Source organism: Paraburkholderia monticola, assembly GCF_001580545.1.
GTDB lineage: Bacteria > Pseudomonadota > Gammaproteobacteria > Burkholderiales > Burkholderiaceae > Paraburkholderia > Paraburkholderia monticola.
Window position 1 is genome coordinate 163,239 of the sequence record NZ_LRBG01000039.1, and the last position, 11,973, is coordinate 175,211.

Below are 11,973 nucleotides of genomic sequence, written 5' to 3' on the forward strand. Positions count from 1 at the left end.
CTTCATGCATGCGGCGCGTGGCAAGCTCGCACGGCGGGTTGCGAAAGTCCGCATGATACCGCCGCGATGCGGCCCGCGGGCTCGCAACGCGGCGCCTTGCGCTCGCCCAGCGGCAGCCCGCGATGGCCCACAAAGCGGCACTGGGGCCACAACGTAAAGATATAATGGCCGCTTTCATTGTTCACGGTTAGCCCGAAGCGCTTTTGCGGCCGCATGGTTCACGCCGGCCCCCAATCGGGCAGCATGCAGCGAGGCCGCAGCCATGCCGTCGCGCGACGCCAAACCCGGTGTCCTCTTGAATCGAGCTTCGCCTCCCACCGTTCCATCCCACGCGGCCACGACACCGCGGTCCTCGGCATGTCCGGGGCTGCTGCGCATCATCCCCGCGCGCGATGGCGGCATCTGCCGCATCAAACTGCCAGGCGGCGTGCTGAGCGCGACGCAGGCCCACGCGATCGCCGATGCGAGCACCCTCCATGCCAACGGCGTCGCCGAGTTGACCAATCGCGCGAACCTGCAACTGCGCGGCGTGCGCAGCGGACACGAAGCGGCATTGAGCGCGGCGTTGCTGCGCGCGGGGCTGGGACCGGCCTCCGGGCTCAGTTCCGCCGACGACGTTCGCAACGTGATGATCAGCCCCGCCGCCGGCCGCGATCCGCACGCGCTGATCGACACGACGCCGCTGTGCGCGGAGTTGCTCACGCTGCTGCAAAGCGACGCGCGCTTCGCGGCGTTGTCGCCGAAATTCGCGCTGCTGCTCGATGGCGGCGAACGGCTCGCACGAGTCGATCATCCGCACGATGTGTGGCTCGCGGCGTCGCCTGGTGAAGCAGGCGTGCGCTTCGTGTTCGGCCTCGCGGGTTGCCCGGAACCGGCAAGCGAAAACCCGAACGCCGGCGAGGATTGCGATACCCACGGCACGGGCGCGCTCGCAGCCGTGCCGCCGTCGCAGGTGCCCGCGCTCGTACGCGCGCTGCTGCACACGTTCCTCGACCTCGCCGCCGCCGACGCGACCCGCATGCGCGACCTGCTCGCCACCCACGCCGCCGATGCGCTGCTGCAGCACGCGCAACGCTACCTCGACTTCCCGCTCGCGCGCGACGCGTCGCTGCGCCACTGGGAACGCCAGCTCCCCGCCGACGCGTCGCTGCGCCTCGGCGCGCACGCGCAGCGCAGCGAAGGCATGTGGCACGTCGGCGGCCAGCCGCCGCTCGGCCGTCTCGACGCAACCATGCTGCGGGGCCTCGCCGCGCTCGCGCAAAGCCACGGCAACGGCCTGCTGCACGCCACGCCGTGGCAAAGCGTGCTGCTGCCTGACGTCGCGACGCAAGCGGTGCCCGCCGTGCTCGCACAACTGAGCGCACTCGGCCTCGCCTGCGATCCCGCAGAGGCCATCACCCACGTGATCGCGTGCGCCGGCTCGATCGGCTGCGCGAAGGGCCTCGCCGACACCAAGAGCGACGCGCTACGGCTTGCCGAGCGCTTGCCCGCCGGCGTCGACGTGCATCTGACCGGCTGCGCGCGCTCGTGCGCGGCCGCGCATTGCGCGCCCTACACGCTGCTCGCCGTCGCGCCCGGCCGCTACGACCTTTATCGACGCGACGGCCACCCCGGCTTCGGCCAATGCGTCGCGCCCCAACTGACGATCGACGAGTCCGCCGCGCTGCTCGCGCGCCTCGCCCGGAGTACCCCACATGCTTGATTACATTCGCGACGGTCAGGAGATCTATCGCCAATCGTTCGCGACGATCCGCGCCGAGGCCGACCTCGCGCGCATCCCCGCCGACCTCGAAAAACTCGCGGTGCGCGTGATTCACGCGTGCGGCATGGTCGACGTGATCGACGACCTCGCGTTTTCCGCCGGTGCCGGCCGCGCGGGCCGCGGGGCGCTCGCGCAAGGCGCGCCGATCCTGTGCGACGCGGGCATGGTCGCGCAAGGCATCACGCGCGCGCGGCTACCCGCGAACAACGAAGTGATCTGCACGCTCACGCATCCCGAGGTGCCCGCGCTCGCGCGCGAGCTCGGCAACACGCGCTCGGCCGCCGCGCTCGAATTGTGGCGTCCGCGCCTGGCGGGCAGCGTCGTCGTGATCGGCAATGCGCCGACCGCGCTGTTTCATCTGCTCGATCTGCTCGACGCCGGCGCGCCGAAGCCCGCGCTGATTCTCGGCTTTCCGGTCGGCTTCGTCGGCGCGGCGGAATCGAAAGCGGCGCTCGCCGAAGACAGCCGCGGCGTGCCCTACGTCGTCGTGCACGGACGCCGCGGCGGCAGCGCGATGGCCGCCGCCGCGGTCAACGCGCTCGCGACGGAGGTCGAATAAATGACGAGCCAGATGACAAGTCGCGGACGGCTGTACGGTATCGGCGTCGGTCCGGGCGACCCGGAACTGATCACGTTGAAAGCGCTGCGTTTGCTGAAAGCGGCGCCGGTGGTCGCGTACTTCGTCGCGAAGGGCAAGAAAGGCAACGCGTTCGGCATCATCGAGGCGCATCTGCACGATGCGCAGCAGCATCTGCCGCTCGTCTATCCGGTCACGACCGAAGCGCTCGAACCGCCGCTGTCGTACGAAGCGATCATCGCGGACTTCTACGACACCGCCGCCGAAATCGTCGCGGGCCATCTCGACGCAGGGCGTGACGTCGCGGTGATCTGCGAAGGCGATCCGTTCTTCTACGGCTCGTACATGTATCTGCACGACCGGCTCGCGGCGCGCTACGACAGTGAAGTGGTGCCCGGCGTGTGCTCGATGCTCGGCGGTGCGGCCGTGCTCGGCGCGCCGCTCGTGTATCGCAACCAGAGCTTGTCGGTGCTGTCGGGCGTGCTGCCCGAGGACGAGCTGCGCCGCCGCCTCGCCGATGCGGACGCCGCGGTCATCATGAAGCTCGGCCGCAACTTCGACAAAGTGCGGCGGGTGCTCGACGAACTCGGACTCGGAGAGCGCGCGCTGTACGTCGAACGCGCGACGATGCGCAATCAGCGCATCGTGCCGCTCGCCGAAGTCGATCCGATGGCCTCGCCGTATTTTTCGCTGCTGGTCGTGCCGGGGCAAAAATGGCAAGGATGACCGCGCCCGCCATCGTGATTCTCGGCGCCGGTGCGCTCGCGACCGCGCGACGGATTCAGGCGCTTTATGCCGAAGGCGGCGTCGCTAGCGATTGCCAGGTGCATGCGTTGCAAGGCCGTGTCGCAGCCGATGTTTCGTACACCGAGCTCGGCGCGCATCTGCGCGAGCTGTATGCGCGCGGCACGCCGATCGTCGCGTTGTGCGCGGCCGGCATCGTGATCCGCTGCCTCGCGCCGCTGCTGTCGAACAAAGGCGCCGAGCCGCCCGTGCTCGCGGTCGCCGAGGATGGCAGCGCGGTCGTGCCGCTGCTCGGCGGCCTCGCGGGCGTCAACGTGATGGCGCGCGACATCGCCGCCGCGCTGGCCGTGCAGCCCGCGATCACGACGAGCGGCGAACTGCGCTTCGGCACCTGCGTGCTCAATCCGCCCGACGGCTATGCGCTCGCCGACCTCGGTCAGGGCAAGCGTTTCGTATCGGATCTGCTCGCGGGCGAAAGCACGCGCATCGAAGGCGACGCGCCGTGGCTCGACGATGCACAGCTGCCGCGCTCGGCGTCGGCGCGTCTCGCGATTCGCGTGACGCCGCACGCGTGGGATGGGCGCGAAGACGAGCTCGTGATTCATCCGCGCTGTGTGGTGGCGGCGGTGGTGGTCAGCGATGGTGCGTATGCGAAAGCCGACACCGATGCGGCCCACGCAATCGTCGCAAGCGTGCGCGCGGCACTGAGCGCGCACGGTTTCGCGGCGCTTTCGCTCGCGGCCCTGCTCGTGCCATCGGCCAGCATGACCGACCCGGCGCTCGCGCGAGCGGCAACGCTTCTCGACGTGCCGCTGCGCTTTGCCGATGCCGGCGCCGAAGCGGGCGAGCCGAACGCCGAGACGCTGCTGCACACCGCGCTACGCGTCCCGCACGAAACGCTACCCGAGCTCGCTCACGACGCCGCCAACCTCCACGTCGCGCTAGCCCTCGCCCCGCTCGCCATCGATCCCGCGACGATCGGCCGTGCGCGCGGCCGTCTGAGCGTAATCGGCCTGGGCCCCGGACGTCCCGATCTGATGGTCCCGGCCGCGCGCACCGCGTTGAACGAAGCGACCGACATCCTCGGCTACGACACCTACGTCAAAATGGCCGGCCCGTTGCGCCCCGATCAACGCGTGCACGGCACCGACAATCGCGAGGAAATGCAGCGCGCGCGGCACGCGTTCGAACTCGCCAGCGCAGGCCGTTCGGTCGTGATGGTTTCGTCGGGCGACCCCGGCGTGTTCGCGATGGCGGCCGCCGTGCTCGAAGCGCTCGAAGCCTCACAAAACGATGCATGGGCCGCCGTCGAACTGTCGATCGTGCCGGGCGTGTCGGCCGCGCTCGCGACCGCCGCGCAGGCCGGTGCGCCGCTTGGCCACGACTTCTGCATGCTGTCGCTATCGGACAACCTGAAGCCGTGGACGATCATCGAGACCCGCCTGCGCCACGCGGCGCAAGCCGACCTCGTGATGGCGTTCTACAACCCGATTTCGCGCGCCCGTCCGTGGCAACTCGACAAGGCGCTCGATATCGTGCGGGAATATCGCGCGCCATCGACCCAGGTGGTGCTGGGGCGCGATATCGGCCGGCCCGGCGGCACGCTGCGCACGCTGACGCTCGGCGAGCTGCGCTCGGCCGACGTGGATATGCGCACGATGGTGATCGTCGGGTCGTCGCTGACGCGAAGCTTCGCTTGCGGCGATCACGGCGCGCAGTGGGTGTACACGCCGCGCTGGTACGAAGCCCTGCTCACCCCACCTTCAGATCCTCCACCGCCCGCTGCCTGACGCCGAGGTCGTCCCACAACTCCGGATGACACGTGAACACGAGGATCTGATGCCGCGTCGCCGCGTCGATCAACGCGCGCTTCAACGCGTCGCGGCGTGTGGCATCGGTATGGACCGCGGCATCGTCGAGCATCAGCAAGGTCGGGCGGCCTGAGGACTGCAACAGGTCCGCGTACGCGAGCCGTGTCAGGATGCCGAGTTGTTCGCGCGTGCCGAAGCTGAGCGCGTCGAGCAGTTCGCCACGGCCGTCGCGATCGAGCATGGCCGGAATCAGATCGTCGCCGAGCGCGAGGCTCGACTGCGGAAAAATCCGCTTCAGGTAGTGACCGAGCCGCTCGGTCAGCGGCGCGCGCAGTTGTGCGAGCGCGGCGTCGCGTTCGTCGACCAGCACTTCGTCGAGCAGACTCAGCGCGCTCGCGCGCAGGCTCAGTTCGTCCTTGCGGCGCGTCGCCTGCTCGAATTGCGCGTCGAGCGCGGCCAGCCGTTCCCCGAGGCCTGATGCGCCCATCGTTTCGAGCTGGCTGCGCAACTCCGCGATCCGCAGTTGCCGCTCGCGCTGTTCGTTGCGCGCGAGTTCCGCCGAGGCGCGATAGCGCTTCGCCTCCGCTGCCGGATCGTCGAGACGCGCCGCGTCGAGCGCGCGCTCGCGCTCGCCGCGCTGGTTCTTCAACGCGTCGACTTTCACGCGCTGCTCGACGATGTGCGCCTGCCACTGCGCGCGGTCGCGGCGAAACGCGGCGTCGTCCAGTTGCGCTTGCTTGCGCTGCAGTTGCGCGGCGAGCGATTCGGCCTTCGCGACACCGGTGGATTGCGCCCCAGCCGCCTGCGCGAGCACCTTGCGCGCGGCCTCCAACGCGTCGCGCGCGATGTCGGCGTTGCGGCGCGCGTCGTCGAGTGGCGCCGCGGCGGAGACGTCGGGCAAACCCGCGAGGCGCTCGCTCGACGCCTGCAAACGCGCCGCCGTCGATGCCAGCGCCGAGCGCAACGCATCGATGCCTTGCGGCGCATGCACTTCGAGAATCCGCGCCTGGCTCTTCTGTTGCGCGACCAGCGTTTTCCATTGCTCGTGACGTGCCTGCGCATCACCCACCGACGCGACGCCAAGCGTCCGCAGCAACTGCGCGTGCTGCGCTTCGAGCGAGGCCAGCTCCGAGAGCTGCGCCGACAGATCGGACACGCCTGGAATCACACGCAATTCGCCCAGATCGCCCAGGCCGATGCGTTTTTCTTCGTCGACGCGCAGCACGCCCGTGCCGCTGATCGCCCGATCGCCGACGCTTATCGCGCCGTTCAAGCGGTACTCGATGCGCGTCATCGCCGCTTCGGTGCGCGCGCGCAGCACGGCCAGTTCGCCGTCGAGCGCGACGAGGCGCTTGAACTGCTTTTCGTCGAGTTCGAGCGCCGCCGCGTCGCGCGCGGCCTGCAGCACCGCGGCGTTCGCCTTGTCCGCCTCGCCGATCGACGCTTCGAGCCGTTGGCTCTCGCTCCGATAGAACTCGACCTGGCTGCGCAGATCGGCGGCGGTCACCGCCGCGTTCGCGAGTTCGAGCGCACGGTTCGCCTCGGCCGAAGCCTGCTCCAATTGCGCCACACGGCTTTCGGCTTGCGCGTGCGCGGTCTGCGCGGCCGCAACCTCGGTGCGCGCCGCGTCGAGCTGTTCGCGTTCGCGCGCGATGGCCGCCTCCAGTTCGAGCGCGCCCTGCTCCTGCTGCACCGACAACGCGAGTTGCGCCTCGCCGATCTCCAGCGACTGCGCGAGTTCGCGCAGACCGCGCTCGAGCCCTTCGAGCTCCGCGGCGCGTTGCTGCGCGAGCGCGGCCTTCTGCTCGTGAAGCTCCCAGGGACGCCTGCGCTCGGCGTCGTCGAAGGCCTGCTGTTGCGTGGCGAGACGCGCGATGTTGTCGTCGAACTGCTGACGCTGTTGTTGAAGCTCATCGCGGCTCGCGCTCAGCGCGGCGAGCTTCTGCTCGGCCTCGGCGAGCGGACCGGTCGACTTCTGCGTGCGCGCGGTCAGCAGTTGCCGCAACTCGCGCTGCACGGCCGCGATCAGCGCATCTTCGCCGCCCGCTTCGCGACCGCCCGACAGTTGCGTGAGCGCGTCGCGCAGATACTGCGCCGCATGCCCGGTCGAGTCGCGCATCTCCTGCGTGCCGCCCTGCTGCACCCATAGCAGACCCGGCACGCCGGCATTCTCGGCCTTCATCGGACCGCGCGCCGCGCGCGAAAAACCAAGCAGCGCGGCGAGCTTGTCTTCGGCTTCGTCTTCGCTATAGACGGCCTGGCCGATCCTCAGCTCGCAGCGCTGGCGCGAGACGAACTGCTTCGACAGGCGGCACGCGAGCCCATCGAGCTCGAAGCTGACCTCGACCGACGGCTGCCCGCTCGCGAGCCCCCACGGCAGCAGGTCCTTCAGATGCGAAGCCTTGTAGCGTTCGAGAAACACCGTGCGCACCGCTTCGGCGATCGTGCTCTTGCCGGCCTCGTTCGGGCCGATGAACAGGTTCAGCCCCGGCTGCAGATCGTCGATCACGATCTGCTTGCCGAACTGCCTGAATTCCTGAATCGCGATACGTTGCAGCTTCATGCGCGGGCTCCTTCGCGCGGCAGTTCAGGTTGTTGCCGTTCGCGCGCCTGCTCGGGTGGTGTGGCATGTGAATCGCGTTGCTGCTGCTCGCGCTGAAAACGCGCCAGCAGCAGCAAGGCCTCGGCCGCGCGCCGCGCCTCTTGCGGATCGGCTTGCGTGTCCTCCTGCAAGGCGCGCAGCCGCGCGACCACCTTAGCTAGATAACCGCTTTGCGCGCCGAGTTCGGCGAGATCGTCGGCGGTGGGCAGCACGTGCAGGCTGGCGAGATCGGCACGCAACGCGCGCACGCGGGCGCGGGCCTCTTCGACCGCGATATGGAGCGCTTCGGCGTCGGCGAGCGCCGCCGTGCCGCCGACCTCGATGCGCAGCACGTCGTTCGCACCGAGCGCGGCGAGGCGGGTTTTCAACGCGTCGACGTCGGTCGGCACCGAGATCGTCTCGTCCCAGCGCTGCCACCGGTATTGCCCGACCCGCACAGCCTCGACCTGGGGCACCGCGCCCGGCTCGCCGACGCTCACGTCGAGCGCGAAGCCCGGTTCGTTCGCGCGAAAACGGTCCTGCTCGTGCGTGCCCGCGTACCACGTGCGTTCATCGACGCGCAGATGACCGTGCCAGTCGCCGAGCGCCAGATAGTCGAGCCGCGCGCTCGCGGCACGCGTCGGCGCGATCGGATTCGACGAATCGATGCCCTCCTGCAGAATGCCGCCGACGCTGCCATGCGCCAGCCCCACACGGTGATAGCCGGGCGGCGTATCGGTGGAATCGAAGAACGCGGTGGTGTCGTCGTAGGTGATGCGCTGCGTGAGCGGCGCGCACAGCAGCGCGCAGCGGCACGCCTCGAGCAGCACGACGCCGGGTTCCAGCACGGCGCGCACGTTCGGCGGGACGCAATTGAGCCGCTGCGCGCGGGTCCACACGCTTTCGACGAGTGCCGCGTCGTGATTGCCCGGCAGCATGATCCACGCCCCGGAGAACCCTTGCAGCGCGGCGAACAAACGCCGGATCACGGTGTCCGACACCGTCTGCAGATCGAACACGTCGCCCGCGACGAGCACCGCGTCGACGTTGCGCGCGGCCGCTTCGTCGGCAATGCGGCGCACCGTGTCGAAGCGTGCCTGCGCGAGATGCGCGGCCTCGTCCGGCTCGAACTGGCCGAATTGCGTGCCGATCTGCCAGTCCGCGGTGTGCAGAAACCTGATCACTGTGCCTCCATTGCGATTGCGTTGCGCGTATTGCGTCGTGTCGATTGCGTGGGGTTCGACGACGAGCCCAACCGGGGATGTTACCTTGCCGAAGCGTCGGCGCGTATCGCGCTCGCGCGTAGCTAGGCTGGACGCGCGCGCGGGACGTACCGCATCATTGCAACCGAACCGACTGGCCCCTGCCACCCTTGAGCCGCCGCCCGACAGGATCAACCGCGCCGATGGACAAAACCACCGAACTGAAGAAGGCCAAGCGTACGCCTCTATTGCTGCTACTCGCGGCCGCCTGTGTTTTCGTCGTCACCGCGTTCCTGCCGCGCGGCCTGTGGGTCGACGGCATCAAGGCCGTCGCCGAGGCCGCGATGGTCGGCGCACTCGCCGACTGGTTCGCGGTCGCCGCGCTGTTTCGCCGGGTGCCGATTCCGCTCGTGTCCGGACACACCGCGATCATCCCGCGCAACAAGCACAAGATCGCCGACAACCTCGCGCACTTCGTGCAGGACAAGTTTCTCGACGTGCCGTCGCTGGTCGGTCTGATCCGCCGGCACGATCCGGCGCAGACCGTCACCGTATGGCTGAGCGAGCCGGCCAACACCGCGCGCCTCGGTGACTACGTCGTGCGGCTCACCGGCGGCATCCTCGACGTGGCCGACGACGCGCGCATCCAGAACTTCATCAGGGACGCATTGCGCGACGTGCTCGCGAAGGTCGATCTGTCGCAATCGCTCGGCGCGATACTCGACACGCTGACGCGCGACGGCCGTCATCAGGAACTGCTCGACACCGCGATCGATCAGGTGATCGCGGTGCTGCGCGAGGCGCCAGCGCGCGAGTTCATCGCCGCGCGCATCGTCGAATGGGTGAAGGGCGAGTATCCGACGATGGAGAAGTTCTTGCCGTCAGCCTGGCTCGGCGACAAGGGCGCCGAAGCGATCGCGAGCGCGGCGAACCGTATGCTCGAACAGGTCGCGCAGAACCCCACGCACGAGTTGCGCGACAAGTTCGACGCGGCGGTGCAGAAGCTGATCGTGCGGCTGAAGACCGATCCGGCTTTCCTGCAGCAAGGCGAAGCGCTCAAGCGCTATCTGGTCGAAGGCGAGGCGTTCAGCGCTTACGTGAAGGACATGTGGGGCGACCTGCGCGCGTGGATCAAGCGCGACCTGACGAGCGCCGACTCGGCGCTGCATGCGCGTGTCGCCGCGATGGGCCAGTGGGTCGGCCGCGAACTCGCGCGCGATCCGGCGCTGCGGCAATCGCTGAACGATCACCTCGAGGAAGCGGCTCGCGCGATGGCGCCGGACTTCGCACAGTTCCTCACGCGCCATATCAGCGATACCGTGAAGAACTGGGACGCACACGAGATGTCGCGGCAGGTCGAGTTGAATATCGGCAAGGATCTGCAGTACATCCGGATCAATGGGACGATCGTCGGCGGATTTATCGGCTTGTTGCTGTATGTGAGTTCGCTGTTGATGGAGATGGTGCGGGTGAAGGTGGGGTAGCGTGCTTGAGTTGTATTAGTCGAGACGCGACTCGACGGTCATCGTCACATCGGGGAGCGAGCGGGTATTCTCGGGGCGAAGGGGGTAATCGACCCTTTGCTGCCGATCGCTATGTTGCGACCCGTGCGGCGTGTTTCGAATATACAGCGACCGCTCAAGCGTCGGTCAACGTGTCGGCCGCCACCAACGTTCCGGCCAAGGACTCGTAAGCACCAAGGAATTCCGGTCCTGCCCCAGTTGCGTCGGAAGCGGATCTTCAAGCCATCGATTTCGATGAATTCCACACTCTCGATGCCTGGCGGTTCAGTCACATCAGGTCCTGGCATCCGATGTTGTCGTGAAGGGGGCACTCTGTTTCATTCGATCCCATCTTCCGCCGAGCGCTCAGAACATCGTATTCGTGTTGTTGGCCGTTTCCGGCACCGGCTGCAAAACATCCCAGTGCTCGACGATCTTTCCGTCAGCATCGAAACGGAAGATGTCAACGCCCGCAGTTTCCTTGCCGCCCCAGTCCAGATAGCGCACGTGAATGAAAGCGAGGTCACCGTCGATCGCAGTGCGCTTGACCTCGCATGACACCTTGCCGACCTGCTTGATATAGCTGGAGATGAAATCGGTGCCATCCGGAAACATCGGGTTGTGCTGAATATATGGTCCAGCGACCAGGCCCGGTAGCAACTCGGACTCGCCCTTGTTGAAAACGCGCGCGTAGATGGTATTGATTGCGGCTTGAATCTGTTCTCTGTTCATGGTCTCGCCTCTGGAGGTTGCCTCTCTTCCATTGAAGTCGCTCTGATGAAGACGATCAATATCAATCCATCCAGAATGCATGTCGATTCGTCTCATTCTGCTATGATGAAGTCATGGAAGCATTGAACGGGTGGTTGAAAGCGGTTCGCGCTGATGGCCTGGTGCTGGTACGGACGCGCGTGGCTGGCCCGTGGGGATTCGCGGTGAAATCTCGCGATGCCGTGGTATTCCATTTCGCGGCGGAAGGTCATGCATTCGTTCGTCAATCTGGCGCCGAAGCGATGGAATTACGCGCAGGTGAATTGGTCCTATTCCCGCGTGGCAGTGCGCATGAAGTCGTGCATTCGAAGCGAGGCAAGGCCATTCCGCTCGATACCTTTCTGGCCAGGCACGATGGTGTCGTTGACCCTGATCCCAAAGCCACCACGCTCATTTGCGGCCAGTTCAACCTGGATCAGCATTTGGCGCTCCCCGCATTGCGGGCGCTTCCGCAGGCCGTGTTGCTCCGCGCCGGGATGGAACCCGGCTATTCCCCACTGAGCGATACGCTGCGCATGCTACGTAATGAAGTTGAGACACCGAACTTTGGCAACCATATCGTCGTGCGGAATCTGCTCTCTTCCCTGTTCGTCTACTTGATGCGCGAATGGGCGGATGCTGCTTCCCCTGCAGATAATGATTGGTTTTCGGCCTTGCGGTCGCCGCAAATGACGAGGGTCCTTGCGCGGATACACGAATCACCCGAACGTGCCTGGACACTGGAGGAACTTGCCAAAGAAGCCACGTTGTCGCGTGCTGCTTTCGCCCGCAATTTCTGCGCCCTGGTGGGCGAACCACCTCATCAGTATCTGACGCGTTGGCGCATGGGCATTGCTGCACAGTTGCTGGAGGAAACCGAGCTACGCCTTGGTGAAATCGCGTCGCGCGTTGGCTATGGGTCGGAATTCTCTTTCAGCCGCGCATTCAAGTCGGCACGTGGCGTCTCGCCGATTCAATACCGCCGTGAACGGCAAGGCTACATGGCAACCGGCGGGCACGAGCTTTGATCGGTTGCGCCGTAGT

9 protein-coding genes are annotated in these 11,973 nt (G+C 67.1%); 6 read left to right on the forward strand and 3 right to left on the reverse strand.

From position 1 onward, the window contains the following. The first annotated feature begins 262 nt into the window (after positions 1–262). The 4 genes from cobG to cobJ are packed head-to-tail and all read left to right on the forward strand — an operon-like array spanning position 263 to position 4,873. Positions 263–1,702 carry a precorrin-3B synthase gene (cobG, locus tag CI15_RS31855; protein ID WP_062136726.1) on the forward strand — a complete coding sequence of 480 codons (1,440 nt, stop codon included), beginning with the start codon at positions 263–265 and terminating at the stop codon, positions 1,700–1,702. Next, positions 1,695–2,321, forward strand: coding sequence for a precorrin-8X methylmutase (locus CI15_RS31860; RefSeq protein WP_062136729.1), 627 nt, complete (start codon positions 1,695–1,697; stop codon positions 2,319–2,321). Before cobG ends, CI15_RS31860 begins: the two co-directional genes overlap by 8 nt. Further along, complete coding sequence (locus tag CI15_RS31865; protein WP_062136733.1) at positions 2,322–3,065, forward strand: precorrin-2 C(20)-methyltransferase; 744 nt, start codon at positions 2,322–2,324, stop codon at positions 3,063–3,065. Continuing rightward, positions 3,062–4,873, forward strand: a complete 1,812-nt coding sequence (gene cobJ / locus CI15_RS31870) for a precorrin-3B C(17)-methyltransferase (RefSeq protein ID WP_082814350.1) — start codon at positions 3,062–3,064, stop codon at positions 4,871–4,873. Before CI15_RS31865 ends, cobJ begins: the two co-directional genes overlap by 4 nt. Here the strand turns inward: cobJ and CI15_RS31875 are convergent. Beyond that, positions 4,836–7,457: an AAA family ATPase gene (locus tag CI15_RS31875; RefSeq protein WP_062136737.1), complete on the reverse strand. Its 2,622-nt coding sequence runs from the start codon at positions 7,455–7,457 to the stop codon at positions 4,836–4,838. The two genes, cobJ and CI15_RS31875, sit on opposite strands and share 38 nt — an antisense overlap. Beyond that, positions 7,454–8,659, reverse strand: coding sequence for a metallophosphoesterase family protein (locus CI15_RS31880; protein WP_062136740.1), 1,206 nt, complete (start codon positions 8,657–8,659; stop codon positions 7,454–7,456). The genes CI15_RS31875 and CI15_RS31880 overlap by 4 nt, the downstream gene beginning before the upstream one ends. 221 nt (positions 8,660–8,880) lie before the next feature. On the opposite strand from CI15_RS31880, the gene CI15_RS31885 reads away from it, so the two are divergent. After that, entirely contained in the window at positions 8,881–10,161 is a 1,281-nt protein-coding gene (locus tag CI15_RS31885; RefSeq protein ID WP_062136743.1) for a DUF445 domain-containing protein, read from the forward strand. 384 nt (positions 10,162–10,545) lie between these two features. Here the strand turns inward: CI15_RS31885 and CI15_RS31890 are convergent, their stop codons facing one another. Continuing rightward, positions 10,546–10,911: a nuclear transport factor 2 family protein gene (locus CI15_RS31890; RefSeq protein WP_062136746.1), complete on the reverse strand. Its 366-nt coding sequence runs from the start codon at positions 10,909–10,911 to the stop codon at positions 10,546–10,548. A gap of 113 nt (positions 10,912–11,024) precedes the next feature. Between CI15_RS31890 and CI15_RS31895 the strand changes: the two genes are divergently transcribed. After that, a complete protein-coding gene (locus tag CI15_RS31895) occupies positions 11,025–11,957 on the forward strand; it encodes an AraC family transcriptional regulator (protein ID WP_075643812.1) in 933 nt (310 codons plus the stop codon). Positions 11,958–11,973 lie beyond the last annotated feature (16 nt).

Coding starts and splice junctions, on each gene's coding strand:
- cobG (WP_062136726.1), top strand. CDS start 263: ATGCCGTCGCGCGACGCCAAACCCGGTGTCCTCTTGAATCGAGCTTCG.
- CI15_RS31860 (WP_062136729.1), top strand. CDS start 1,695: ATGCTTGATTACATTCGCGACGGTCAGGAGATCTATCGCCAATCGTTC.
- CI15_RS31865 (WP_062136733.1), top strand. CDS start 2,322: ATGACGAGCCAGATGACAAGTCGCGGACGGCTGTACGGTATCGGCGTC.
- cobJ (WP_082814350.1), top strand. CDS start 3,062: ATGACCGCGCCCGCCATCGTGATTCTCGGCGCCGGTGCGCTCGCGACC.
- CI15_RS31875 (WP_062136737.1), bottom strand. CDS start 7,457: ATGAAGCTGCAACGTATCGCGATTCAGGAATTCAGGCAGTTCGGCAAG.
- CI15_RS31885 (WP_062136743.1), top strand. CDS start 8,881: ATGGACAAAACCACCGAACTGAAGAAGGCCAAGCGTACGCCTCTATTG.
- CI15_RS31890 (WP_062136746.1), bottom strand. CDS start 10,911: ATGAACAGAGAACAGATTCAAGCCGCAATCAATACCATCTACGCGCGC.
- CI15_RS31895 (WP_075643812.1), top strand. CDS start 11,025: ATGGAAGCATTGAACGGGTGGTTGAAAGCGGTTCGCGCTGATGGCCTG.